General features: G+C 71.4%; 22 protein-coding genes and 1 pseudogene. 12 read left to right on the top strand and 11 right to left on the bottom strand.

Annotated elements, in window-relative coordinates; all coding sequences use genetic code 11:
• Positions 1-73 precede the first annotated feature (73 nt).
• From AB0I77_RS43810 to AB0I77_RS43760, 11 genes are all read left to right on the top strand, one after another.
• Positions 74-1,303 carry an acyl-CoA dehydrogenase family protein gene (locus tag AB0I77_RS43810; RefSeq protein WP_363288464.1) on the top strand — a complete coding sequence of 410 codons (1,230 nt, stop codon included), beginning with the start codon at positions 74-76 and terminating at the stop codon, positions 1,301-1,303.
• Positions 1,300-2,076: an SDR family oxidoreductase gene (locus tag AB0I77_RS43805; RefSeq protein ID WP_363288463.1), complete on the top strand. Its 777-nt coding sequence runs from the start codon at positions 1,300-1,302 to the stop codon at positions 2,074-2,076. Before AB0I77_RS43810 ends, AB0I77_RS43805 begins: the two co-directional genes overlap by 4 nt.
• Positions 2,073-2,846: an SDR family oxidoreductase gene (locus AB0I77_RS43800; protein WP_363288462.1), complete on the top strand. Its 774-nt coding sequence runs from the start codon at positions 2,073-2,075 to the stop codon at positions 2,844-2,846. The genes AB0I77_RS43805 and AB0I77_RS43800 overlap by 4 nt, the downstream gene beginning before the upstream one ends.
• The gene (locus AB0I77_RS43795) at positions 2,843-3,637 is read left to right on the top strand and encodes an enoyl-CoA hydratase-related protein (RefSeq protein WP_363288461.1); all 795 of its coding nucleotides are present in this window, start codon (positions 2,843-2,845) and stop codon (positions 3,635-3,637) included. The genes AB0I77_RS43800 and AB0I77_RS43795 overlap by 4 nt, the downstream gene beginning before the upstream one ends.
• Positions 3,638-3,666: 29 nt before the next feature.
• Entirely contained in the window at positions 3,667-4,815 is a 1,149-nt protein-coding gene (locus AB0I77_RS43790) for an acetyl-CoA C-acetyltransferase (RefSeq protein ID WP_363288460.1), read from the top strand.
• Between the two features lie 96 nt (positions 4,816-4,911).
• Positions 4,912-5,535, top strand: a complete 624-nt coding sequence (locus AB0I77_RS43785; RefSeq protein ID WP_363288459.1) for a TetR/AcrR family transcriptional regulator — start codon at positions 4,912-4,914, stop codon at positions 5,533-5,535.
• Positions 5,536-5,689: 154 nt separating this feature from the next.
• On the top strand, positions 5,690-6,061 hold the full coding sequence (locus tag AB0I77_RS43780) for a nuclear transport factor 2 family protein (protein WP_363288458.1): 372 nt from the start codon (positions 5,690-5,692) through the stop codon (positions 6,059-6,061).
• Positions 6,058-6,435, top strand: a complete 378-nt coding sequence (locus AB0I77_RS43775; protein ID WP_363288457.1) for a hypothetical protein — start codon at positions 6,058-6,060, stop codon at positions 6,433-6,435. Before AB0I77_RS43780 ends, AB0I77_RS43775 begins: the two co-directional genes overlap by 4 nt.
• 37 nt (positions 6,436-6,472) lie before the next feature.
• The gene (locus tag AB0I77_RS43770) at positions 6,473-6,793 is read left to right on the top strand and encodes an EthD family reductase (RefSeq protein ID WP_363288456.1); all 321 of its coding nucleotides are present in this window, start codon (positions 6,473-6,475) and stop codon (positions 6,791-6,793) included.
• A 92-nt stretch (positions 6,794-6,885) separates the two neighbouring features.
• Positions 6,886-8,397 carry a class I adenylate-forming enzyme family protein gene (locus AB0I77_RS43765; protein WP_363288455.1) on the top strand — a complete coding sequence of 504 codons (1,512 nt, stop codon included), beginning with the start codon at positions 6,886-6,888 and terminating at the stop codon, positions 8,395-8,397.
• A gap of 79 nt (positions 8,398-8,476) precedes the next feature.
• Complete coding sequence (locus AB0I77_RS43760; RefSeq protein WP_363288454.1) at positions 8,477-9,517, top strand: MBL fold metallo-hydrolase; 1,041 nt, start codon at positions 8,477-8,479, stop codon at positions 9,515-9,517.
• 74 nt (positions 9,518-9,591) lie between these two features.
• Here the strand turns inward: AB0I77_RS43760 and AB0I77_RS43755 are convergent, their stop codons facing one another.
• From AB0I77_RS43755 to AB0I77_RS43745, 3 genes are read right to left on the bottom strand one after another with little or no spacing between them, the layout of a single operon-like run.
• Entirely contained in the window at positions 9,592-10,350 is a 759-nt protein-coding gene (locus tag AB0I77_RS43755) for an SDR family NAD(P)-dependent oxidoreductase (protein ID WP_363288521.1), read from the bottom strand.
• Between the two features lie 56 nt (positions 10,351-10,406).
• Positions 10,407-11,414 (bottom strand): phosphotransferase family protein, encoded by a 1,008-nt coding sequence (locus tag AB0I77_RS43750; protein ID WP_363288453.1) that lies wholly within the window; start codon positions 11,412-11,414, stop codon positions 10,407-10,409.
• A 44-nt stretch (positions 11,415-11,458) separates the two neighbouring features.
• Entirely contained in the window at positions 11,459-12,661 is a 1,203-nt protein-coding gene (locus AB0I77_RS43745; protein WP_363288452.1) for an acyl-CoA dehydrogenase family protein, read from the bottom strand.
• Positions 12,662-12,929: 268 nt separating this feature from the next.
• Between AB0I77_RS43745 and AB0I77_RS43740 the strand changes: the two are divergent.
• Positions 12,930-13,508, top strand: a pseudogene (locus tag AB0I77_RS43740) (carboxylesterase family protein); the annotation flags it as partial.
• A gap of 136 nt (positions 13,509-13,644) precedes the next feature.
• Here AB0I77_RS43740 and AB0I77_RS43735 read toward each other — a convergent pair.
• From AB0I77_RS43735 to AB0I77_RS43700, 8 genes are all read right to left on the bottom strand, one after another.
• A complete protein-coding gene (locus AB0I77_RS43735) occupies positions 13,645-15,093 on the bottom strand; it encodes an SLC13 family permease (RefSeq protein WP_363288451.1) in 1,449 nt (482 codons plus the stop codon).
• Positions 15,090-16,034: an NAD(P)-dependent oxidoreductase gene (locus AB0I77_RS43730; protein ID WP_363288450.1), complete on the bottom strand. Its 945-nt coding sequence runs from the start codon at positions 16,032-16,034 to the stop codon at positions 15,090-15,092. Before AB0I77_RS43730 ends, AB0I77_RS43735 begins: the two co-directional genes overlap by 4 nt.
• Before the next feature lie 160 nt (positions 16,035-16,194).
• The gene (locus AB0I77_RS43725; RefSeq protein WP_363288449.1) at positions 16,195-17,046 is read right to left on the bottom strand and encodes a class II fructose-bisphosphate aldolase; all 852 of its coding nucleotides are present in this window, start codon (positions 17,044-17,046) and stop codon (positions 16,195-16,197) included.
• On the bottom strand, positions 17,046-18,503 hold the full coding sequence (locus AB0I77_RS43720; RefSeq protein WP_363288448.1) for a four-carbon acid sugar kinase family protein: 1,458 nt from the start codon (positions 18,501-18,503) through the stop codon (positions 17,046-17,048). The genes AB0I77_RS43725 and AB0I77_RS43720 overlap by 1 nt, the downstream gene beginning before the upstream one ends.
• Before the next feature lie 43 nt (positions 18,504-18,546).
• Positions 18,547-19,242 carry a FadR/GntR family transcriptional regulator gene (locus AB0I77_RS43715; RefSeq protein ID WP_363288447.1) on the bottom strand — a complete coding sequence of 232 codons (696 nt, stop codon included), beginning with the start codon at positions 19,240-19,242 and terminating at the stop codon, positions 18,547-18,549.
• Positions 19,243-19,413: 171 nt separating this feature from the next.
• Positions 19,414-22,476, bottom strand: a complete 3,063-nt coding sequence (locus AB0I77_RS43710; RefSeq protein ID WP_363288446.1) for a glycoside hydrolase family 38 C-terminal domain-containing protein — start codon at positions 22,474-22,476, stop codon at positions 19,414-19,416.
• A gap of 55 nt (positions 22,477-22,531) precedes the next feature.
• Complete coding sequence (locus tag AB0I77_RS43705) at positions 22,532-23,425, bottom strand: carbohydrate ABC transporter permease (RefSeq protein WP_363288444.1); 894 nt, start codon at positions 23,423-23,425, stop codon at positions 22,532-22,534.
• Positions 23,425-24,273 carry a sugar ABC transporter permease gene (locus tag AB0I77_RS43700; RefSeq protein WP_363288520.1) on the bottom strand — a complete coding sequence of 283 codons (849 nt, stop codon included), beginning with the start codon at positions 24,271-24,273 and terminating at the stop codon, positions 23,425-23,427. Before AB0I77_RS43700 ends, AB0I77_RS43705 begins: the two co-directional genes overlap by 1 nt.
• Between the last annotated feature and the right edge of the window lie 53 nt (positions 24,274-24,326).

Here is a 24,326-nt window from a genome sequence, read left to right as displayed (position 1 = left end):
CACGAACCACGGCACTGCCGCACCCCGGCACCCCCGCACCTCGGCAACCCCCCGCCCCCGGACAGGAGCAATCGTGGATTTCGGATTCTCGCCACGGGCGAGTGAACTCCAGGACCGCATGCGGTCGTTCATGGAGCAGCACGTCTTCCCCGCGGAAGCGGTCTACGACCGGCAGCTGGCCGAGGCCGACGACCCGCACGCGCTGCCGCCGGTGATGCGCGAGCTGAAGGAGAAGGCACGCGCCGAGGGGTTGTGGAACCTCTTCATGGCGCACGGCGACTGGGGCGCGGGGCTCACCAACCTCGAGTACGCGCCGCTCATGGAGCTGGCGGGCCGCTCCATCATCGGCCCCGAGGTGTTCAACTGCTCGGCGCCCGACACCGGCAACATGGAACTGCTCGCGCTGTACGGCACCCCCGAGCAGCAGAAGCGGTGGCTGAGCCCCCTTCTGGAGGCGGAGATCCGCTCCTGCTTCGCCATGACCGAGCCGGAGGTCGCCAGCTCCGACGCCCGCAACATCCGTACCCGCATCACCCGCGACGGCGACAGCTACGTCGTCAACGGCCGCAAGTGGTACACCTCCGGGATCCTCGACCCCGACTGCAAGCTGATCATCCTGATGGGCAAGACCGATCCGGACGCGCCCGCCTACCGGCAGCAGAGCATGCTGCTCATCCCCCGGGACACCCCGGGCGTCACGGTCCTGCGCGACCTGCCGATGTTCGGCTACACCGACCGGCTCGGACACGGTGACGTGCTCTTCGAGGACGTCCGCGTGCCGGTGGAGAACATCCTCAGGGGCGAGGGAGAGGGCTTCGCGCTCGCCCAGGGGCGGCTCGGTCCGGGGCGGATGCACTACGCGATGCGCGCCGTGGGCTTCGCCGAGCGCGCCCTGGGGCTGATGTGCGAGCGCGTCACCGAACGCACCGCCTTCGGCGGACCGCTCGCCGACCAGGGCGTGGTGCGCGAGTGGATCGCCCGCAGCCGCATCGAGATCGAGCAACTGCGCCTCCTCGTCCTCAAGTCCGCCTGGCTGATGGACACCGTCGGCAACGCCGCCGCCCGTATGGAGGTCGCCGCGATCAAGGTCGCGGCGCTGGAAGTCGCCCACAAGGTGGTCGACCGCGCGGTGCAGGCGCACGGCGCGGCGGGGGTCAGCGACGACACCGTACTGGCCCGGCTCTACGCCATCACGCGGGCGCTGCGCATCGCCGACGGCCCCGACGAGGTGCATCTGCGGACGGTGGCCCGCCAGGAACTCGCCAAGTACCGCACGACCGATATGAAGGCAGGGGCAGCGTGAGCGCCAATACTCTCGACGGCCGGGTCGCCGTCATCACCGGCGGGTCCCGCGGCATCGGGTTCGGCATCGCCGCCGCCTACCGGGCGGCCGGGGCCCATGTCGTGATCGCGGCCCGCAAGGCGGCCGGACTCGCCGAGGCGCGCGAGGAGTTGCTGCGCGTCAAGGGCGACGGCGACCTGCACACGGTGGTGGCCAACGCCGGCGAACCCGAGCAGGCCGAGGCCTGCGTCGACGAGACCATGGCCCGCTTCGGGCGGGTCGACATCCTCGTCAACAACGCGGCGACCAACCCGTACCACGGCGATCTCCTCGACCTGGACCTGCCGCGCGCGGAGAAGACCGTCCGCGTCAACCAGTACGGAATGATCGCCTGGACCCGGTACGCCTGGCGGGCCTGGATGGCCGAGCACGGGGGAGCGGTGGTCAACATCGCCTCCGTCGGCGGTCTCATCGTCGACCCGCACATCGGCTACTACAACGCCACCAAGGCCGCCATGCTGCACATGACCCGGCAACTCGCCTACGAACTCGGGCCACGGGCACGGGTGAACGCCATCGCCCCCGGGCTGATCAAGACCGAACTGGCGCGGGCGGTGTGGGAGGTGCGCGAACCGATCCTCACCGCCAAGCTGCCGCTGCGGCGTCTTGGCACGGTGGAGGACGTGGCGAACGCGGCGCTGTTCCTGGCCTCCGACGCCTCCTCCTGGATGACCGGCCAGACCCTGGTGCTCGACGGCGGCGCGACCGCCCTGCCGATCGGGGTGGACGAGTGAGCGCGCCGCGATCCGCTGCCGAACTGTTCTCACTCGAGGGCAGAACGGCCGTCGTCACCGGCGCCTCCGCCGGGCTCGGCGCACGCTTCGCCGCCGTCCTCGCGCAGGCCGGCGCCACCGTGTTCGCCGCGGCCCGCCGCATCGACCGGCTGAAGGAACTCGCCGACTCCCACCCACGTATCCACCCCGTGGCCTGCGACGTCGCGATCGCCGCCGACCGTACGCGGCTGGCCGAGGCCGCGCTGGCCGCTACCGGCCGCATCGACATCCTGGTCAACAACGCGGCCTCCTCCGGTGAGACACGCGCCGAGGACGAATCGCCGGACGCCTTCGCCGACGTCCTCGGCGTCAACCTCACCGCGCCCTACCACCTGGCCCGCCTCACCGCCGAGGCACCCGGCGACACGGGCGGCAGGAGCATCATCAACGTCTCCTCCATCCTCGGCCTGGTGACCGCCGCCCCCCTCGGCGGCGCGAGCTACTCGGCGTCCAAGGCCGGACTGATCGGCCTGACCCGGGAGTTGGCCGGGCAGTGGGGTCGTAGCGGCATCCGCGTCAACGCGCTCGCCCCGGGCTGGTTCCGCACCGAGATGACCGCGGACCTCTTCGGCGACGAGCGCTCCAGCCGCTGGGTCGAGCGCAACACCCTGCTCGGGCGCGGCGGCGACGGCCACGAACTCGACGGCGCCCTGCTGTTCCTCGCCTCGGACGCCTCCTCGTACTGCACCGGACAGGTGCTGACCGTCGACGGCGGATGGACGGCGCGATGAGTGTCGGCACAGAGATCGACGACGACGGTCTGGCCCAGGTCACCTTGCGCCGGGGCGGGGCGGGCAACGCCATCGACCTGGACCTGGCGCGCGGGCTGCTGGACGCGGCACGCGCCTGCGAGCGTGCGGACGTACGGGCCGTGCTGCTCACCGGCGAGGGGAAGTCCTTCTGCGTCGGCGGCGACCTCAGGGAGTTCTCCCGGCTCTCCGGCGAGGCGCTGGAGAAGCACCTGACCGCCGTGACCGACGCGTTGCACGACGCCCTGCGTACGTTCGCCGCGATCGACGCGCCCATGGTGGCCGCCGTCCAGGGCGCGGTCGCCGGCGCGGGCATCGGCCTGGCCGCGGCCGCCGATGTCACCCTCGCCGCCGACAACGCCACGTTCACCGCCGCGTACACCGGCATCGGCTACTCACCGGACGCCGGAGTCAGCTGGTTCCTGCCCCGTCTCGTCGGCCCCAAGCGAGCCCTGGACCTGCTGCTGACCAACCGCCGCATACCGGCGGCGGAAGCCGCGGCGATCGGACTGGTGAGCCGGGTCGTGGCCCCCGACCGACTGGCCGCCGAGGCGGCGCGCACGGCTGAGGCCCTGCGGGTCGGCCCCACCGCCGCCTTCGGGGTCACCCGCCGGCTCGTCGCCTCCGGTCTGACCGCGGACCTCGGGCCGCACCTGGACCGCGAGGCCCGCGCGCTCGCCGCCGCGGCCGCCTCCGGCGAGGGCCGTGAGGGCGTCGCCGCCTTCCTGGGCAAGCGCGCGCCCGACTTCACGCGCGTCCCGCCCAGCAGCTGAACCCGTACCCGAAACCCCTGGAGCCCACCGTGTCGGAAGCATTCATCGTCGGAGCCGTCCGCACCCCCGTCGGCCGCCGCAAGGGCACGCTCAGCGGCGTGCACCCCGCCGATCTCGGCGCCCATGTGCTGCGCGCGCTGCTGGAGCGCACGGGCGCCGACCCGGGCGCCGTCGACGACGTGTACTTCGGGTGCGTCAGCCAACTCGGCGCACAGACCGGCAACATCGCACGCACCGCCTGGCTGTCGGCCGGGCTGCCGCAGCACGTTCCCGGCACCACCATCGACCGCCAGTGCGGTTCCTCTCAGCAGGCCGTGCACTTCGCCGCGCAGGCGGTCGGCTCCGGCGCCGCCGATCTGGTGGTCGCCGGCGGGGTGGAGGTGATGAGCCTGGTGCCCATCGCCAGCCCGATGTTCGTCGGCGAGCAGGCCGGCATGGGCAGTCCCTTCGCGGGGGACGGCTGGCGCGAGCACTTCGGGGACCAGGAGGTCTCGCAGTTCCGCGGGGCCGAGCTGATCGCCGAGAAGTGGGGCGTCTCCCGTACGGACATGGAACGGTTCGCGCTCACCAGCCACCAGCGGGCCCTCGCCGCCCAGGCCGACGGTGTCTTCGACGACGAGATCACCCCGGCCTTCGGGCTCGCCGCCGACGAGGGCCCGCGTGCCGACACGACCCTCGAGAAGATGGCCGGCCTGAAGACCCTCACCGAGGACGGCCGGCTGACCGCCGCCGTCGCCAGCCAGATCTCCGACGGCGCCGCCGCCCTGCTGATCGCCTCCGCGGAGGCGGTACGCCGCCACGGTCTGACCCCGCTGGCCCGCGTGCACAGCATGGCCGTGGTCGGCTCCGACCCGATCCAGATGCTGACCGGCCCGATCCCCGCCACCGAGAAGGTCCTGAAGAAGGCCGGGCTCTCGATCGGCGAGATCGACCTGGTCGAGATCAACGAGGCCTTCGCTTCCGTCGTCCTCGCCTGGCAGAAGGAGATCGGCGCCGCCGAGGAGCGGGTCAACGCCTTCGGCGGCGCCATCGCGCTCGGGCATCCGCTCGGCGCCACCGGTGCCCGGCTCATGACCACGCTCGTCCACCAACTGCGCAGGACCGGCGGACGTTATGGTCTTCAGACGATGTGCGAGGGCGGCGGCATGGCCAACGCGACCGTGCTCGAGCGCCTGTGAACGTCTGTGGCCGGAAGTCGATTGGCAACTGAGTTCAGCTTGGGTCTACTCTCGGGTACGCACGAGGTGGGCGGCAGCCAGGAGACGGGTCAGTTCATGGCGACAAAGATCGTTGAACCGGAAGCGGGGCCGAGGTCCAAGCGCGCGGCCATTCTGGCGGCCGCCGTCGACTGCTTCGGCGAAACGGGCTTCGAGGCCACCAAGTGGTCCACCGTGGCGGAGCGGGTCGGCATCGGGCAGACCGCGCTGTACCACTACTTCGAGTCCAAGACGCACTGCCTGCTCACCATCATGCGGCTTGAGCTCCAGCGCTCCCACGACAAGTTCACGGAAGCGACCGCGGACGTCGCGGAGCCGGTCGAGGCGCTTCGGGCGGCCGTTCGCGCGGCGTACGACGTCTCCGACCAAGAGGTCCTGCAGATGCGCATCCTGCAGAACCACATGGACCTGCTCTCCGGCCCGCGCAAGTCGAAGCGGGAGGAGGCGGAGCGCGTCGCGGCCCGCCAGCTGGTCCAGCTCGTCGAGCGGGACTGGACGAACCTGCTGGTACGGGGCATGTCCCAGGGTGCGTTCCCGCTGCGCGACGCACAGTTGCTGGGGGCAAGCGTGCTCGGCCTGATCGTCAGCGTCTGGCGGTGGTACCGGCCGTCGGGGCCGACGCCGCTGGCGGAGGTCGGCGAGCTGATCGAGGGCGCCTGCGTGCGGATGGTCGCCACGTGACGTTCTGAGCGGTTCCCGCGGCTCCCTGCCCCCTGGAGGTCATCTTTCAGGGGGCTTCCGCATTGCTATTGCCACGCTTGTTTCGGCGGGATTACCATCCAAACTGAATTGAATTTGACTCAGGTTGAGTCGCCGCCAACCGAAAGGGCTCCCCATGGGGTTGCGCGCGTACATGGCCAGCATGGACAGCCGGCATCCGGAGCGGACGCTGGACCTGCTCGAACCCGACTTCTCCTTCCTCATCGCCCTGCCGGGCAAGGAGGCCATCGGCAAGTCCAGGGAGGACTTCGCCGCGTACATCGAGGGCCGTAACGCTGTGGACCGCTCGCACGAGATCCTGCGCCACAGCCGGGACGGCGACCTCGAGACCGTCTATGGAGTGGTGACGGAGGGCGGGCGGTACGTCGGCTCCTTCCTCTCCGCCGCGGTGATCTCGCCCGGCGGACTCCTGGCGCGCTACCAGTCCTTCTTCACCACCTCGTTCGAGCTGGTCGACTGGTCCGCACAGGACAGGAGCCGGGCATGACGGACACCTCGACCGCGGCCCCCTTCCTCACGGCATGGTTCGAGATCCTCGACGGTGACGAGCCGACCCGGATCCTCGACCTGATCAGCGACGACTTCTCGCTGTCCATCCTGTTCTCCACCGGCGACGGCAACGCCACCGACTTCGCCGGCGACCGCGCCGCCCTCGTGGGCTACCTCGAACAGCGCGAGAAGGGCACCCGCACCCACCACCGGCTGTCGGCGACCACGCTCGGCCAGGACGAGCTCTTCCTGGGGGAGGTGCGACGCGCGGGCGTCCCCGAGGCGAGCTTCGTCGCCGCCGGGCGGGTGAACGACGAGGGCCGGCTACAGCGCCTGCTGATAGGCCGCTCGTCCGAGATCCGCTTCGACTGATCGCACGCCCTCACCCCACCGCCTACGGAGGAACCTCATGTACAACCTCGTCCTGCTGGCAGCCCGGCCTCCGGAATGGACGCACGAGCGGTTCATCGAGTGGTGGCGCGCCGACCACGCGGAGCTGACCTATCGCCTGCCCGGACTGCGAGCCTGGCGGCACACCGAGATCGACGCCGCTCTGGAGCCGCGCTCCGAAGGCTGGGACGGGATCTCCGTGCTCGGCTTCGACTCCCCGGAGGATCTGAAGAAGGCCCTCGCGAGCCCCGAGTGGGCCGAGGCCGTCGCACAGGTCGGAGACATGAAGGGCCGCCGTATCGCGGTCATGGGGCACGAGGCGGAGATGTTCGCCGCCTGAGGTCGCTCCTGCCGGACGATCCCGGCGCACCGGCACGGCACGTATCTCAGCGTTCAACAGACGGAGTTCGGCGCAGCGCAGCGAGGGACAAGATGCGACAGGTAGTGCGGGAGTTCCAACACAAGGCGGACGAGGCGGACTTCGTCGCGGTCATCGACGACGCGGGTAGCCATACGGCCCGGCAGTTGCTCGACGAGGCCACGCTCGTGGCCCGAGCGCTGTCCACCACGAGGGCCGGCGGAGCGGGCGGCACCGTCCTGGTCCAGGCCGACAACTCATGGCGCACTGTCGCCGCCACCCTCGCCGTCGGCCTGAGCGGCGGCGTCATCGCGGTCGTCAATCGGCACACCACACACGCCGAGTTCACCGCGGCCTGCGAGGACATCCGCCCGGACGCGGTGGTCGCCGAGCCCTCCGCGATCGACGAATGGGCGGTGGCCGAACGGCTGCCGGGCCGGCCACAGCAGGTGCTCGACGGCTGGACGTGCCTGTCCACACCCCAAAAGCGTGAGGTGTCGCGCTGGTCGGGCGGCGCTCTGATCGGTCTCACCTCGGGGTCGACCGGGCGGCCCAAAGGCGTCGTACAGTCCGAGCCGGCCCTGCGCTATGCCGCCACGAGCACCATCACCGTCAACGGACTGTCGCCCGGCGACGCCGTCGCCGCGATCGTGCCGCTGTCGTCGACGGCGGCGTACTGCTTCGGTGTCTACCTCTCCCTCATGCTGCGCGGGCCGCTCGTCATGACGGGGAAGTGGGACCGGGCCGTCGCACTGCGGCGGATGGCCGACGCCGACGTCCGCTGGACCATGTGCGTACCGACCATGGCGCTGCAGATGGGCGCCGAGGCGGCCGGCTCCGGCATCCTTCGGCGCGTCCGATCGATCACCGTCGGCGGCGGACCCATGGACCGCGGAGCACTGGCCCGGGCGGAGCAGTCCCTGGGCACGAAGATCCTGCGCGTCTTCGGCATGTCCGAGTGCCTCGGTCACACCTCGCCGAGCCCCGACGACCCCGAGGAGATCCGGCTCGGCAGAGACGGCCGCCCTTTCCCGGGTACGGACGTACGCGCGCTCACCCCCGACGGGCGGCCGGCCGGTCCCGGCGTGACCGGCCGGGCGCAGGTGCGCGGCCCTTCCCTCTTTCTCGGCTACGCGCGCAACGGCGAGGTCGATCCGCCGGCCCTGACCCAGGACGGCTACCTGCCCACCGGCGACCTGCTGATGACCCACGAGGACGGCACCCTCAGCATCATGGGCCGGGAGAAGGACATCATCATCCGCGGCGGCCGCAACATCGACATCACCGAGATAGAGCGCGCGGTCGCCAGTTACCCACGCGTGGCCAGGGCCTGTGTCGCGGCGGTTCCCGACGACGTGCTCGGCGAACGCGTGGCACTGCTCGTCGTCACCGAGGACGGCGGCGGCATCGACCTGGCCGAGGTGACCGGGCACCTGGAGAGCGCCGGCCTGTCCAAGACCAAATGGCCCGAATTCGTGTACGGCATCGAGGAACTGCCCCAGACCAAGGTCGGCAAGCTCGACCGGAGCGGGGCCCGGGACCTGGCCGTCCGACTGACGGCCCGTACGCTCGACGACCGGGCCTGACGAGGCGACGATTCGCGAACTGTGCCGTCACGCATGCCATCCGGCATGATCCCGCGGCGGTCACATCACAAGGAGGATCATGACGACGCGGTTCGACCAGGGCCCGTGGGCCGCAGCCGGAGTCCAGACCGTACAGCCCGGGGTGCACCGCGTTCCGCTGCCACTTCCCAACGACGGTTTGCACGCCGTCAACGTCTACCTCCTGGAGGACCTCGCCGACGACGGCGGCATCGTCATGATCGACGGCGGCTGGGCGATCCCCGAGGCGCGCAAGGCGCTCGAGGAGGCCCTGGCCGCCATCGACCGTGACCTCGGCGACATCAGCCACATCCTGGTCACCCACATCCACCGGGACCACTACACGCACGCGGTGGAACTGCGCCGGCTGCTGGGCTCGCGCGTCTACCTCGGCGCGGGGGAACGCCCGGGTCTGGAGATGCTCGACCGACTGCGCAGCGACGAACCCGCCAGCTCACTGGAGACCCTGCGCAGGGCAGGCGCCGGCGAACTGGCCGACCGTATCCGGGCGATGGACCACGGCGGTTTCGACCCGAGCGTGTGGGAGGCCCCCGACCGCTGGCTCGCCGCCGAGACCCTCGACTTCGGGGACCGCGAGCTGCGCGTCGTACCGACTCCGGGACACACCAAGGGACATGTGGTCTTCCTGGACGAGCAGCGGGGGCTGCTGTTCTCCGGGGACCACGTCCTGCCGCACATCACCCCGTCCATCGGCTTCGAACTGACCGAGCCGGGAGGCCGGCCGCTCGCCGACTACCTGGACTCGCTGCGGCTGATGAACCGTTACGCCGACGCCCGCCTGCTGCCCGCGCACGGGCCGGTCTCCGACAGCGCGCACACCAGGGTCGCCGAGCTGCTCGCCCACCACGACGACCGGCTGGCCAAGAGCCTGACGGCGCTGGGCGAGGACACGCTCGACGCCCACGCGGTGGCGCGGGGGCTCGGATGGACGCGCCGTGCGGTGCCGTTCGGCGAGCTGAACGCCTTCAACCAGATGCTCGCGGTCAACGAGACGGCGGCGCACTTGGATGTCCTCGTGCTCCGGGGGCGGGCGACAGTGACGTCCGTGGGCGGCGTGAATCAGTACACGCGCGTGCGGTGACCTCGTTGGGACGGGATCAGTACACGCGCGTGCGGTGACCTCGTCGGCAAGGGACGGGTGTGGGGAGCCGGGCCTCAGCGTGCCGTCCAACCCCCGTCCACGTACAACTCGGAGCCGGTGACGAAGCTAGCGTCCGGCGAAGCGAGGAACGCCACCGCTCCCGCGACCTCGTCGGGCCGGCCCAGCCGCCCCAACGGGGTGCCCTCGACCATCGCCGTGTGCCGGGGCGTGCCCCGCCACAGTTCGCGGGAGCGGGGCGTTTCGATGAAGCCGGGGTGGATCGAGTTGACGCGCACGCCGCGCGTGGCCCAGTGCAGCGCGGCGTTCTTCGTCATCAGCCGGACGGCGCCCTTGGCCGCGTGGTACGAGAACTGGCTTCCGAAGCCGCCGACCGTACCGAAGATCGAGGCGATGTTGACGATCGAGCCGCCACCGGAGCGCTCGATCGCGGGCCCGCCGTGCTTCATGCCGAGCCACACACCGGTCTGGGTCACCGCGATGACCTTGTCCCAGGATTCCCTGGTCTCCGTCTCCACGGTTCGCATCTCGGCGATGCCCGCGTTGTTGACGAGCACGGACAGCCCGCCCAGCTCGGAGACGACCCGCTCCACCGTGCGACGCCACGTCTCCTCGTCGCTGACGTCCAGGGCCAGGCCGAGCGCGCGCGCCCCGCCGTCCGTCAGCTCCTTCGCGAGTGCCTCACAGCGGCCGGCGTCCACATCGGTCACCGCGACCGCGGCACCCTCGGCGGCCAGCCGGCGTACGACGGCGTCGCCTATGCCGCCGGTCGCGCCGGTAACCAGGGCGGTCATTCCGGACAGCCGGTCTCGCACGGGGTCTCCTTCGTCGCGGACGTCGGTTTCGTCAGATACGTCGGTGTCAGTGATCGTCATGCCGGCAGCTCCAACCCTGAGCGCAGCAGCGCCGGGACCGCGGAGCCGACCAGTTCGAAGCCGGTGCCGACGGTCTGACCCGCGAGATAGCGGGCGTGGATGCCCTCGGCGATGACGGCGAGCTTGAAGCAGCCCAGCGCCTGGTAGAAGGCCAGGGCCTCGATGTCCCGGCCGGATCGCGTGGCGTACCGCTCGGCCAGCTCGCGGCCCGCGGGGAAGCCGGGGTTGGCCGTGGGAACGTGGCGTGCCCCGAGCACGGGCTCGCAGACGGGGTCCCAGTACATGAGCAGCATCCCGAGGTCGGCGAGGGGATCGCCGAGCGTGGCCATCTCCCAGTCGACGATCGCGGCGATCCGCCCGAAGTCGCCGGGTGCCAGGATGGTGTTGTCCAGGCGGTAGTCGCCGTGCACGATCGCCGGGGCGCCGCTCACGGGCCGGGCGCGGGCGAGCCTGCGGTGCAGCGCTTCGAGGTCGGGCAGCGCACGGGTGGCGACCTTGTCCCACTGGCTGCGCCACCGCCGCACCTGGCGCTCCAGGTAGCCGTCGGGACGGCCGAAGTCGCCGAGCCCGACGTCGGCCGGGTCGACCGAGTGCAGTGCCACCAGGGCGTCCACCAGCGCGTCGGCGCTGCGCCGCGCGTCGGCCGGGGGCAGCGCGGCGACCTCGTCACCGTCGCGCAGTACGGCGCCGTCCACGAAGTCGACGACGCAGAACGGCGCCCCGATCACCGCCGGGTCCGTGCACGACAGCACGGCTCGGGCCACCGGTACTCCGGTGCCGCCCAGCGCGGCGACGACACGGTACTCGCGGTCCATGTCGTGCGCGGTCGGCGTGAGCACGCCCAGCGGTGGCCGACGCAGCACCCATCGGTGTGCCCCGTCGGTCACCTCGTAGGTGAGATTGGAGCGCCCGCCGTGCAGCAGCTCCACCCTCAACGGGCCCGCGCACTCAGGTACGTGGCGCTCGAAGTAGCGCTGGAGCGCGGTCTCATCGATACCCACCACGGCCGTTTCAGCCGTTTCAGTCGTTTCAGTCGTTTCAAAAGAGGTCACCGTACGGCCTTCCGCTCCCGCGCCGCCCGCACCGCGCGTTTGGCTATGGCCCAGCGGTGGGTCTCGGACGGGCCGTCGTAGATCCGGAAGGGACGCACCTCCCGGTACAGCCTCGACAGCGGGGCGTCTGAGGAGATGCCGAGCGCGCCGCACACCTGCACGGCCCGGTCGACCACGCGGTTCACCGCCTCCGAGACGTACGTCTTCGCGATGGAGGTGTGCTGGGCGGCCGAGCGGCCCTGGTCCAGTTCCCAGCAGGCCCGCCACAGCACCGCGCGACTGGTCTCGATGTCGATCTCGGAGTCGGCCAGCAGCTGCTGCACCATGCCCAGTTCAGCCAGTGGTTTGCCGAAGGCCGAGCGATCCACCGCACGCTCCAGGGCGATGTCCTGTGCCCGGCGTGCCACCCCGAGCCAGCGCATGCAATGCGTCATACGGGCGGGCCCGAGCCGCACCTGGGCATGCGCGAAGCCCTGGTCGACCTCGCCCAGCACGGCGCCGTCCGCGACCTCGCAGCTGTCGAAGACGACCTCGCTGTGCCCGCCGAACAGGCCCTGATCCAGGGTGTCGATGTTCCGGACGATCTTCATGCCCGGGTTGTCGGCGTCCACGAGGAACATGGTCGCGCCGCCCGCGTCGCCCGGGACGCCGCTCGTACGGGCCATGCAGATGGCGAAGCCGGCCCCGTCGGCGCCGCTGATGAACCACTTGCGGCCGTCGAGCCGCCAACCGCCCCTGGTTCTCGTCGCCGTGGTGGCCAGCGCACGAGGGTCGGATCCCGCGCCCGGCGCCGGCTCGGTCATCGCGAAGCAGGAGCGCACCTCGCCGGCCGCCAGCGGCCGGAGATACCGCTCTTTCTGCTCCTCGTCGGCGACCACTTCGAGCAGGTGCGTATTGCCCTCGTCGGGCGCCGCACAGTTGAGGGCGAGCGGGCCCAGCAGCGAGTATCCGGCCGCCTCGAACACCACTGCCTGGCCGCAGAGATCCAGCCCGAGCCCGCCCCACTCCACACCCACATGCGGGGCGAACACACCCGCGGCCCGGGCCGCCTCCTGTAGCCGGCGCCGCAAGGGCTCCGGCCCGTCATGGACGTTTCCGTCGCATGCCTGCTCCTCGGGCAGCACCACGTCCCGGACGAACTCGGTGGTGCGCCCCGCGATGTCGGCGACCCGCTCGTCGGTCTCGAACCCGATCGACACGTTGACCCCTGACCTTGGCTACTAGTCATTAGCCATCACAGAGGTGAACGGACTTGTATGTCAAGAGCTCTGCATGACATCGCGTTCGAAGCGGAGGAGTTAGGCTAATTATCAATAGCCTCAGGACCCGACCTGTCGGAGCCGGCTGAGTCCGAGGGCGCGCTCCCACGCACGGCCGCGTGGTCAGCGCGTCGGCAGGGTGATCGCGGAGGGGTGTTCCGGGTCGTGGAGACCTGCTGATCGGCGGTGCGGAGGGTGGTGGCGCCGGATGACGGTCAACGTCTGGACGCCGGCCCCGGATCCGGCCGCCCGCCGTCCGGTGATGGTGTGGATCCACGGCGGCGCCTACAAGCTCGCCTGCTCGATCAGGTCGCCGCTCCGGAGTGGGTGCGGGAGAACATCACGGCGTTCGGAGGGGCCCCGGCCAGGTGACCGTCTTCGGCGAGTCGGCGGGCGCCGGGTCCATCGCCGCGCTGCTGGTCATGCCCGGCGCGGCGGGGCTCTTCGGGCGGGCCATCGCGCAGAGCGTGCCGGGCACGTTCTGCGCCGATGCCCTGGCCAGGGACGTCGCGGCGGCGATCGCGGGCGAGGCGGGTCTGCGTCCGGCGGGCAGGGAGCTGTCGGGTGTGAACCCACGACAACTGGCGGCGGCCGGACGGGCGCTGGAGCCGAAGATGCGGCAGTACGAGGATCGCCGGGGCTCCTTGGGCGCACACGCTGTCCCCCTACTCTCCCGTCGTCGACGGCGAGGTGCTGCCGGACGCGCCTTGGCAGGTGCCGGCGCGGGGCTGGACGGCATGTGGAGCTGATCGTCGGTCACAGCCGCGACGAGTTCCGCCTGTTCGTCCGCACGCCGCCGTCGGTCACGGCGTACCCGGAGGAGACCTCGCGCCGCCTGTGGCACGACCACGTCTTCGAGGCACATCCCCTGCTGACCGCCTGACGTCTTCAGGCGGTCAGCGACCAGCTGGTGGCGTCGCCCCTCAGACCAGTGGCCACAAAGCCGCGGTCAGGGCGAAGCCGGCGAAGCCCATGACGGTCGTCAGGACGGTCCAGGTCCGCAGTCCGGCGGCCACGTCGAGTCCGGCGAGTTTGGTGAACATCCAGTACCCGGCGTCGTTGATGTGTGACACCGAGAGCGCCCCCGCGCCCATCGCCAGTGCCACCAACGACAGCTGGCCGGTGGACAGGTCGGCCCGCTGAAGGAGCGGGGTGAGGATGCCGGCCGTGGTGATCAGGGCGACGGTCGCCGATCCCTGGGCGGCGCGCAGGGCCAGACAGGTGAGGAAGGCCAGGAACAGGGCGGGCAGCCCGGTGCGTTCCAGGATGTCGGCGATGGCGCCGCCGATGCCGCTGGCGACCAGTACCTTGCCGAAGACGCCGCCCGCTCCGGCCACCAGGATCACCATGGCGACCGGCGGCAGGGCGGAGCCCATGACCTCGGCGATGCGCGCACGGTTCCAGCCGCGGCGGGCGCCGAGGAAGTAGCCGCACAGGGTGACGTCGATGAGCAGCGCCACCATGGGAGCGCCGAGCACGGTGAGGACGGCCCGCAGGGTCGAGCCCTCGGCGAGGGCGTTCTGGCCGATGGTGCCGAGGAGGATGAGCAGGATCGGCGTGACGATCAGCGTCAGCACCATGCCGAACGACGGCGGCCGGACTTCGGTGGCCGGGGCGACCGGCTTGGCCAGGACGGCGGTGGCATGGCCGCCGTCGTTCTGCGTTCCCTCGGCCGGTCTCGCGGCGGGCCTGCTGTCACCGCGGTCCCCGGCGTCCGGCTCGCCGTAGACCTCGGCGTACACGACCGGGTCCATCGGGTACTCGCGGCGGGTGAGACGGCGGGAGAAGAGGTAGCCCAGCAGGACCACGACGGCCGTGACCGGGATGCCCATCAGCAGCACCAGGCCCTGGCTGGCGCCGATCGCCTCGGTGACCGCGACGGCGCCGGGGTGGGGCGGCAGGAAGGCGTGCACGGTGAGCATCGCGGCGCCCATGGGCAGCGCGTACACCAGCAGCGGCTTGCGGGAGGCGCGGGCGACGCCGTAGGCGATCGGCATCAGGATGATCAGGCCGACCTCGAAGAAGACCGGGATGCCCAGGACGAACCCGGCGACGGTCAGGGCGAGCGGGGTGCGGCGGGAGCCGAACCTGTCGATGAGGGAGTGGGCGAAGGAGTGGGCGCCGCCGGAGAGTTCGATGATCCGGCCGATCATGGCGCCCAGCGCGATGATGGTGGCGATGTGCCCGAGGGTGGCGCCCATGCCGTCCTCGATGGTCTTCACCAGGTCGGCGGCGGGTACCCCGGCGGTGAGCGCGACGCCGATGCTGACGACGACGAGGGCGACGAAGGGCTGGACCTTGGCCTTGAGGATGAGCAGGAGCAGGACCGCGACACCGGCGACGGCGATGGTCAGCAGGGTGGTGTGGCTCATCGTCCTTCTCCCTCGGTGCCGTTGACGGTCTTGGGGGTCTTGGGGGCCTTGGGGGAGAGGATGGTGACGACGGAGGAGTCGTCGCGGGCGCCGAGCCCGGAGCCCTCGCCGAGCAGGTACAGCTGTTCGGCCGCGGCGGCCAACGGCACCGGCACGTGGGCGTCCTTGGCGATGCCGGTGACGATGCCCATGTCCTTGACGAAGATGTCGAGCCGCGACTTGACCTCAGGCTCGGGGCCCTCGTCGTAGGTCTGGACCATGCGCGGGCCGCGGTCGGCGAACATGAAGGAGCCGGCGGCGCCGTGCTTGAGGCTGTCCACCACGGTGGCCGGGTCGAGGCCGAGTCCGCGGGCGAGGGCGATCGCCTCGGCGGCGGCCGCGATGTGCACGCCGGCCAGCAGCTGGTTGATGGCTTTGAGCGCCTGCCCGTCGCCCGGGCGCGGTCCGACGACCGTGAGGGTGGACGCGAGCAGGGCGAGGACGGGCCCCGCCGCCTTGAGCGCCACGTCGTCGGCGCCCACGACGATCAGCAGGTCGCCGTTTCCGGCGCGTACCGGGCCGCCGCTGACCGGCGCGTCCACGGTCAGTACGCCGAGCTCGGCGAGCCGCCCGGCGGTGGAGCGGGCCGCCTCGGGGCCGACCGTGCTGGTGAGGACGACGACCGAGTCGGGGCGGAGCGTCTCGGCGGCACCGTGCTCGCCGAACAGGGCGCCCTCGACCTGGGCCTGGTCGCGTACGGCGAGCACGACGACCTCGGCGTCCCGGGCGGCCTCAGCGGGGGAGGCCGCCTCCCGGGCGCCCTCGGCGACCAGTTCGGCACGCCGGCCGGCCGCGATGTCGTACACGGTGACGGGGAGTTCGCCGGACAGGCGCCGGGCCATGGGCAGTCCCATGGCGCCGAGGCCTATCACGGCGGTGCGGGGACGGGGGTGGTCAGACATCTTTGTCCTTCGGGGAGATGGGGCCAGGGGAATTGAGGCCAGGGGAATGGAGCCAGGGGGATGGGGAGTGAGCGGAGAGCGTGCCGGGGGATGGGGAGAGCCCCGCACGAGGGGTGCGGCGGATTACCGAGCGCGTTACGGGACCGCCTCACGAAACGGCTTACTGGACCGGCGGGCTCAGCCGCGAGATGACCTCCACAGCGGCGGCGGTGACCGCGTCGCGGCCCGCCGACCACAGGGAGACGACGTCGGAGCCGGGCAGGGCCCGCGGAAGGTGGTCGCGGACCGCCTCCAGATAGGCGCGGCGCAGTTCGGCGTTGACGTTGACCTTGGCGACGCCGCGGGCGAGGGCGCCGTGGAGCTGTGCGACGGGCAGGCCGCTGGCGCCGTGCAGGACGAGCGGCACCGGCACGACCTGGTGGATGGCGGCGAGCCGGTCCAGGTCGAGCCGGACCGGGTCCTTGGTGAAGCCGTGCACATTGCCCACGGAGACGGCGAGCGCGTCCACACCCGTCGCGGCGGCGAACTCCGCCGCCTGGGCCGGATCGGTCATCGCAGCCGACTGGGCGATGGCGTCGGTGGAAACGTCCTCGTCGCCGGGCAGCGCGCCGAGCTCGGCCTCCACCCAGGCCCCGTGGTCGCGGGCCCGGCGGACGGTCTCCCGGGTCAGGGCGATGTTGGCGGCGAACGGCAGATGCGAGCCGTCGACCATGACCGAGGTGTAGCCGGCCTCCAGGCAGGCCGTGATCTCGTCCAGGTCCCGGCTGTGGTCGAGGTGGACGCCGAGCCGGGCGGTGGAGCGGTCGGCCGCGTCCCACGCCAGTCGCATCAGCGCGTGTCGGCCGGCGTGCTTGAAGGGGCTGGCGCCCGCCTGGATCAGGACGGGCCGTCCGGTGGCCTCGGCGGCGGCCGTGATGCCCTGGACCGTCTCCAGGTTGTAGGCGACGAACCCGGCCAGGGCCTGGCCGGCGGACGCGGCCTGCTTGAGTGCGTCGGTTCCGTGCAGCAGCATCACGCGCTCCTGAGCAGGTCGAGGGCGTCGGCGAGGGCCTCGTCGCCGCCGACGTTCCCGGCGAAGACGATGTACGGGATCCCGGCGGCGGGGCCGTCCACCGGCTCCCACAGCGAGACGATCCCGGGCAGGAGCGTGCCCCGCGCCCAGGCCCGGCGGATCCCCAGACCATGGGTCGCGGTGTCACTGGAGGTGATGCCGCCCTTGGCGACGACGAACGCGGGCCGGCGGGACGCGTTGACCCGGCGCACCACCTCCACCAGCGCGGCCGAGACCCGGCGCGAGATCGCCAGACTGTCGTCGGCGTCCACACCCGTCACCAGCGTGCGCGAGGTGCGGATCACGGCGTCCGCGCTCTCCAGCGCCCCGGCGGCGGCCGCCGCGACCTCGGCGATGTGTGCCTCGCGCCGTTCCGTATCCAGCAGGAGCGTCACGTCGAGCTCGTACTCGGCGATCGAGCCGCGCTCCCGCAGCCGGTCCAACTGCCGTGTGGTCAGGGAGACATGAGAGCCTACGGCGATCAGCCCGTGCGGGGCGTCCCCGCGCAGGGGGCGCAGTTGCGCGGGGGTGAGCGGTGCCCGGGCGGTCTGACCGGCGCGGGCCCGCACGAACGACGGGCCGACCCGGTACAGCAGCCGGGAGCCCTGCTGCTCCGCCTCGGCGAGCGCCAGGGCCAGTACGCGCAGGTCGTCGTCGCACACCGCGTCGACCACGGCGGTGCGGCCCCTGTGCAGGGACAACAGCAGCGCCGCCACGTGGGCCGAGCCGCCCCCGCGCAGATCGTCGAGCGTGATGCGCAGGACCTCGTCCGCGGCCACGCGCCCCGCCGTCTTCTCCTCGACCCACTCGGGCAGCGAGGAACTGCGGTAGCCGAACGTGGCGTCCCGGGCGAACTCGCTCTCGCCCACCGGCAGCAGACCGCCGGACGTCCGCATCCAGTGGCGCGAGTCCACGGTCAGCCGGCCGGCCTCGATGTAGGCGGGCACCAGCACCACACCGTCCACCGGTCCCGCGCCCAGCCGGGCGAGCTCCTGGGCGAGGACGTCCGTCTCCAGCGGGAAGTGGCCGCGCAGCGTCGAGTCGCTCCGGCTGGCCAGGACGTAGCCGGTGCCCTCGGCCGCCGACGCCTCGTGCAGGGCGCGCACCACCTCGCGGTTGCGCACGGCGGCGTCCTCGGGCGACAGGCTGCGGGTGTTGGTGAGTACGAAGAAGGCGGAGCTGTCCTGGCGCAGAGCCCAGCGCAGGTCGTCCACCGTCCACGAGGTCAGGACCGGGACGCCGGCGACGGTCTGGGTACCGGTCGGATCGTCGTCGAGGACGACCAGACGCGGCCCCCGCGCGATCCGGGCGGCCACTTCGTCGGCGGACACCTCACGGACCGGAGGCAGCCCGTCCAGCACCTCGTGTTCGGGCACCGGCGTGCCGGGCCGCGTTCGGGCATGGAGGGGTAGGGACATGGTGAATTCCTGTACTTTGTGCGGGCGTTGGAGGAGCGGGGCGTCAGCCGCGGTCGCGCTTGATGACGTGCGTGCGCAGATCGTCGGCGGTCTGGTTCATGTGGGCGTCCATCGCGGCGCGCGCCGCCGCGGGGCTGCCGGACTCCAGCGCGGCGAGCACCGCCTCGTGGTGCGCGATGGCGTTCGTACGGATCTCGGTGAAGGCCGAGGTTTCCCGGCGGCCCTCGACGAGCAGCGGACCGAACGGCTCGAAGAGCAGCGGGACGAACAGGTTGCCCGTCGCCCGCATCACCGTGGCGTGGAAGTCGATGTCGGCCTGCACGAACTGCTCGGTGTCGCCCGCCTCAGCCGCCTCCCGCATGGCGGCCAGATGCTGCCGCAGCGCGTCCAGGTCGTCCTCGGTCCTACGCGAGGCGGCCAGCTCGCAGGCCCCGTTCTCGATCAGCCGGCGCGCCTCGATCAGCCGCTCCGACAGCGCCCCACTGGTCCGCGAGGCCGCTCGCACCACCGGCTCCAGGGCCGTCCACCGGTCCGGCGGGTTGACGTAGGTGCCCCGGCCGCGCACCACACGGACGATGTTCGTCGCGCGCAACTGCTTGACCGCCTCGCGCACGGTCAGCCGGCTGACCCCGCCCTGCTCCGACAGCTCGCCCTCAGGAGGCAGGGCGGAGTCCGGCGGGTACTGGCCGTCGATGATCGCGGTGAGCAGCTGCTCCGCGAGGTCGTCCGAGAGTGACATGGTGAGAACCCCTGCGTTCGCCCTTGACGTCAGACATCAGACATCAGATGTCTATGTGCCGGAAACGATGACACCGGGGAGGGGTCCCGTCAATCTCTCGGCGGGAAAAGTTTTGGACGGCGTCGGAGGGCGGGACGCACACCTCCGACGCCGCTCATGGGACCCGTCGCGTCAGCTGCCCGGCAGGGGCCGCAGCCGCAGCGTGAGGATCTGGAAGGGGCGCAACGTCAACTGGATGTCCGCGTCGGAGCGTTGGTGGCTCGTCGGGTCGTCCAGGGGGCGTTCGAGCAGGTCCGTCGCGGTGACCGAGGCCAGCGGGAATCCGGGGGTGAGGGTGGCGCGGGCTCGGGTGCCGCGGGATTCGTAGAGGCGGACGACGATGTCGCCGCAGCGGTCGTCGGCGAGCTTGACGGCCTCGACGACCACGCCCTCGTGGTCCACGCGGACCAGGGGGGCGACCGCCGCGCTGCCCGGCAGGGTGCGCTCGGGCAGGTTGAAGCGGTAGCCCTCGCGCACGGCATCGGTGAGGTCGGCGCCGATCACCAGGGCGTAGGCCAGCCGGTGGGTGCCCTGGTCGGCGTCGGGGTCCGGGAAACGCGCGGCGCGCAGCAGGGAGAGGCGGACCGTGGTCGTCGTACCGCCGTCGGCGCGGACGTCCCGGGTGACGTCGTGACCGTAGGAGGAGTCGTTGACCAGCGCGGCGCCCCAGTCGGGCTCGCCGACGTGCAGGAAGCGGTGGGCACAGACCTCGAACTTGGCCGCGTCCCAGCTGGTGTTGGTGTGGGTGGGCCGCTGCACGTGCCCGAAGGGGATCTCGGCGGTCGAATGCGCGGCCCGTATGTCCAGCGGGAAGGCCGCCTTGAGGAGCTTCTCCCGCTCGTGCCAGTCGACGACGGTGTCGATCACGAGCCGCCGCGAGCCGGCCGGCAGGGTCAGGGTCTGCTCGATCCGGGAATCGCCGAAGGTGCGGACCACCCGGACGTGCTCCCCGGTCGCGGTGACCGAGTCGGCCTCGGTGAGATCGCGGACCGTGTTGCGGTAGAAGACGTCGACGTCCCACGCGTCCCACTGATTCGGGAAGTCCTGGTGGAGCTGGAGCAGGTTGCCGACCGCGCCGGGCGCCAGCGCCTCCCGGCCCGCGGCGATGTCGTAGGCGGAGGTGATCAGGCCGCGGCCGTCCACCGTCACCCGGACCAGACCGTTGTCGAGGACGAACCCGTCCCCGTCCGCCACCGGCGGCACGGGCGTGTCGGCCGGCTCGGGGCGCGGGCCCGCGCCGAGCGCCGGGACGCCGCCACGGGCGTGGGGCGCGGCGTTGAAGATGACCGTCCCTCCGGGCGGCCCGGCCAGCGCACGCTGGGCAGCGCCGGTCACGTCCGTCAGCTCCCGGGCGACGGCCGCGTACGTCTCCTCGGCCTCCCGGTGCACCCAGGCGATCGAGGTCCCGGGCAGGATGTCGTGGAACTGGTGCAGGAGCACGGTCTTCCACAGCCGGTCCAGCGCGTCGTACGGGTAGGGGTGCCCGTGCCGCACGGCCGCCGTCGCCGCCCACAACTCGGCCTCGCGCAGCAGGTGTTCGCTGCGCCGGTTGCCCTGCTTGGTGGCGAGCTGGCTGGTCAGAGTGCCCCGGTGGAACTCCAGATACAGCTCCCCGGACCACACCGGGGCGCCGCCGTTCTCCTCGTACTCGGCATGCGCGCGCTCGAAGAAGTCGGCGGGCTTCTCCATCTCGATCCGGGCCGAGCCCTCCAGGTCCCTGAGCCGGTCGGCGCGGGCGAGCATCTCGCGGGTGGGGCCCCCGCCGCCGTCGCCGTAACCGAACGGGATCAGTGACTGGCTGGAGCCGCCCTTGTCCTGGAAGTTCCGTACGCTGTGGGCCACTTCGGCACCGGACAGGTCGCTGTTGTAGGTGTCGACGGGCGGGAAGTGGCTGAAGATCCGGGTGCCGTCGATGCCCTCCCACCAGAAGGTGTGGTGCGGGAACTTGTTGGTGGTGTTCCAGGAGATCTTCTGCGTCAGGAACCAGCGCACCCCGGCCAGCTTCATCAGCTGCGGCAGGGCCGCGTTGTAGCCGAACGTGTCCGGCAGCCACATCTCCTCGGTCTCGACGCCGAACTCCTCCAGGTAGAACCTCTTGCCGTGCACGAACTGGCGCACCAGCGCCTCGCCGCCGGTGATGTTGGTGTCCGGCTCCACCCACAGGCTGCCGGTGGGCAGGAACTGCCCGGTCTTCACCTTCTCCTGCGCCCGCGCGTACACCTCGGGCCGGTGCTCCTTCAGCCAGGCGAGCTGCTGCGCCTGGGACATGACGAACTTGAACTCCGGATGGTCGTCCATGAGTTGGGTGACGTTGGAGACGGTCCGGGCCACCTTGCGCACGGTCTCGCGCAGCGGCCACAGCCAGGCGGTGTCGATGTGCGCGTGTCCCACCGCCGACAGCCGGTGCGCGCTCGCGTGCGCGGGAGCCGCCAGCACCGGGGCGAGTGCGGCCCGCGCGGCGACCGCGCCGCCGCTCACGTCCTGGAGGTCGATGGCGTCCAGGGCCTGGGAGACAGCCCGCAGGATCTGCCAGCGGCGCGGGGACTCGGCCGGCAGCTCGTGCATCAGCTGACCCAGTACGTCCAGATCCTGTACGAGTTCGTGGACGCCCCGGTCGAAGACGGCGAGGTCCAGCCGCCGCAGCCGGTACAGGGGCTCGCCCGGGTCGGAGGCCGGGTCACCGAGCCAGGGCGCGCGTGCGCCGACCGCGGTGGGCCCGAAGGTGAGCTCGTCCGGACCGGTGTGCATGACGACCGGATTGGCGGCGGCCTCGACGAAGGCCACGAACTCCTCGCCGCCGAGGGCGACTTCGACGACCGGCAGCCAGATGTTGCGCGGGTTGAGCGCCTTCACCGCGGTGCCGTCGGCCCGGTAGACCAGTCCCTCGGCGGAGAAGCCGGGGGAGTGGGGGGAGAAGCCGAGGTCCAGTACGGCCTCGACGCTCGTCCCGGCCCATTCCTCGGGGATCCGGCCGCTGACCTTGAACCAGCTCGTGGTCCAGGCGGGCCCCCACCGGTCGCCGACGCGGGCCGGACGGAAGGGAGCGGCCAGGCCCTCGTGGACCGGCACCGGTTCGCCGGACACGTCCCAGACCGCTACGTCGAGGGGGACGGACCGGGCATGGACCGCGGGCCGCAGACGCTCGTTGAGGACGCGGGCGAGCCGCTGTTCGGTGACGTCACGGTCGTTGTGCATGGGGATTCTTCTCCGTGGTGGCGGGGCAGGTGGGGGTACGGCCGTGCGCGTGGGGTCAGCCCTTGAGCGCGCCGCCGAGGGCGAAGCCTCCGCCGAGTTTGCGGGCAAGCAGCAGGTAGAGCAGGACGACGGGCAGCGAGTACAGCAGCGAGAACGCGGACAACTGGCCGTACTGCGTCTGGTCGTGGGCGCTGAGAAAGGTGAACACGCTGACGGACGCCGGGAGTTTCTCCGGGGACAGCAGCAGGATGAAGGGGACGAAGAAGTTCCCCCACATGCCGATGAAGGTGAAGATGGTGACCACGACGACGCCGGGCCGCATCAGCGGCAGCACCACCCGCCACAGCACCTGCATGGTGTTCGCGCCGTCGATCCGGGCGGCCTCCTCCAGGACGACCGGTACGCCGTCCATGAAGTTCTTCATCAGCCAGATCCCGAAGGGCAGCGCGGAGGCGGCCAGGAACAGGGTCGTGCCGGGCATCGAGTCGATCAGGTTGACCTGCACGAACATGCTGTAGACGGGGATCATCACGGCGGTGATGGGCAGCCCGGTGGAGAACAGGATGGTGTACAGGAACGGCCGCCGCACCCGCGAGCGGTAGCGCGACAAGGGGTAGGCGGCGAGCACCGACACCACCACGGTCACCGCCGTTCCGAAACCGCACAGCAGCAGGCTGTTGAGCATCGGCCGGTAGGTGGTGTCGACGTTGAGGACCGCGTCGAAGTTGTCGAGAGTGAGCGACGAGGGCAGCTTCAGGCGGAAGGTGTTGGTGTCGCTCACCGAGGCGAGGACCATCCACAGCAGCGGCAGCACGTACAGCACCGACACCGCCAGCAGGACGGCGTTGACCGCGACGCGGCCGGGCCTCACGCGGCGCCGCCGCGGGGCGGGCGCGGTGGCGGCCGGCGCGGCGGAGGTCAGGGGCGGCGGCGTGGCTACGGCGACCATCAGTCTTCCTCCAGTTTCAGGAGCCGGATGTACACCACGGAGAACAGGGCGCCGACCACCAGCAGCACCAGGGCGATGGCGGTGCCGTAGCCGATCAGGCTGTTCTGGAAGGCCTGTTGGTACATGAAGATCGGCAGGGTCTCGCTCTTGTTGCCGGGTCCGCCGCGGGTCATCGTGTAGATCAGGCCGAAGACGGAGAGCGTCTGAAGGGTGATCAGCATCAGGTTGGTGAGGATCGACGGCCGGATCACCGGCAGCACGACCCGCCACAGCCGCTGCCAGGGACTCGCGCCGTCCATCTCGGCGGCCTCCAGCAGCTCTTGGGGCACGTCGTTGATGGCGGCGGTGAAGACCATCATCGAGAACGCGGTGCCGCGCCAGACGTTGGCCAGACACACGGCCAGGATCGGCATCGTGTACAGCCAGTTCTGCTGCGGCAGATGCACGGCGTCCAGCAGCGAGTTGAGCGAGCCCTGGTCGTAGAAGAAGGCGTACATCAGGTAGCCGGCCACCACCTCGGGCAGCACCCACGCCGCGATGACCACGCCGTTGACCAGCGACCGTACCGGCTTGGTGGCCTTCTGCATCAGGACGGCCAGCGCGAGCCCGAGCGTGTTCTGGCCGACGACCGCGGAGCCGACCACGAACACCAGGGTCAGCTTGACCGCGTTGAGGAAGTCGGCGTCCTCGAACGCCCTGGTGAAGTTGTCGAAGCCGACGAAACTGGTGCCGGCGGCGCCGGTGAGCTGCATGTCGGTGAACGCGTAGTAGACGCAGTACGCGATCGGGCCGCCCAGGAACACGGCCAGCAAGAGCGCGGCCGGCAGCGTCGGCAGGCCGCGCAGCAGCGTGCGGACGACGGGGGCGGGCGCCCCGCGGGACCGGCGGCCACCGCCGGTCC

The organism is Streptomyces sp. NPDC050619 (assembly GCF_040654815.1).
Taxonomy (GTDB): domain Bacteria; phylum Actinomycetota; class Actinomycetes; order Streptomycetales; family Streptomycetaceae; genus Streptomyces.
This window is presented reverse-complemented; position numbering and strand designations above follow the sequence as displayed.

Excerpts from the sequence above, each read along its gene's own strand:
- AB0I77_RS43715 (WP_363288447.1), bottom strand. The coding sequence starts at position 19,242 with ATGTCACTCTCGGACGACCTCGCGGAGCAGCTGCTCACCGCGATCATC.
- AB0I77_RS43720 (WP_363288448.1), bottom strand. The coding sequence starts at position 18,503 with ATGTCCCTACCCCTCCATGCCCGAACGCGGCCCGGCACGCCGGTGCCC.
- AB0I77_RS43705 (WP_363288444.1), bottom strand. The coding sequence starts at position 23,425 with ATGGTCGCCGTAGCCACGCCGCCGCCCCTGACCTCCGCCGCGCCGGCC.
- AB0I77_RS43775 (WP_363288457.1), top strand. The coding sequence starts at position 6,058 with ATGACGGACACCTCGACCGCGGCCCCCTTCCTCACGGCATGGTTCGAG.
- AB0I77_RS43780 (WP_363288458.1), top strand. The coding sequence starts at position 5,690 with ATGGGGTTGCGCGCGTACATGGCCAGCATGGACAGCCGGCATCCGGAG.
- AB0I77_RS43710 (WP_363288446.1), bottom strand. The coding sequence starts at position 22,476 with ATGCACAACGACCGTGACGTCACCGAACAGCGGCTCGCCCGCGTCCTC.
- AB0I77_RS43795 (WP_363288461.1), top strand. The coding sequence starts at position 2,843 with ATGAGTGTCGGCACAGAGATCGACGACGACGGTCTGGCCCAGGTCACC.
- AB0I77_RS43730 (WP_363288450.1), bottom strand. The coding sequence starts at position 16,034 with ATGTCTGACCACCCCCGTCCCCGCACCGCCGTGATAGGCCTCGGCGCC.
- AB0I77_RS43760 (WP_363288454.1), top strand. The coding sequence starts at position 8,477 with ATGACGACGCGGTTCGACCAGGGCCCGTGGGCCGCAGCCGGAGTCCAG.
- AB0I77_RS43770 (WP_363288456.1), top strand. The coding sequence starts at position 6,473 with ATGTACAACCTCGTCCTGCTGGCAGCCCGGCCTCCGGAATGGACGCAC.
- AB0I77_RS43785 (WP_363288459.1), top strand. The coding sequence starts at position 4,912 with ATGGCGACAAAGATCGTTGAACCGGAAGCGGGGCCGAGGTCCAAGCGC.
- AB0I77_RS43765 (WP_363288455.1), top strand. The coding sequence starts at position 6,886 with ATGCGACAGGTAGTGCGGGAGTTCCAACACAAGGCGGACGAGGCGGAC.
- AB0I77_RS43725 (WP_363288449.1), bottom strand. The coding sequence starts at position 17,046 with ATGCTGCTGCACGGAACCGACGCACTCAAGCAGGCCGCGTCCGCCGGC.
- AB0I77_RS43735 (WP_363288451.1), bottom strand. The coding sequence starts at position 15,093 with ATGAGCCACACCACCCTGCTGACCATCGCCGTCGCCGGTGTCGCGGTC.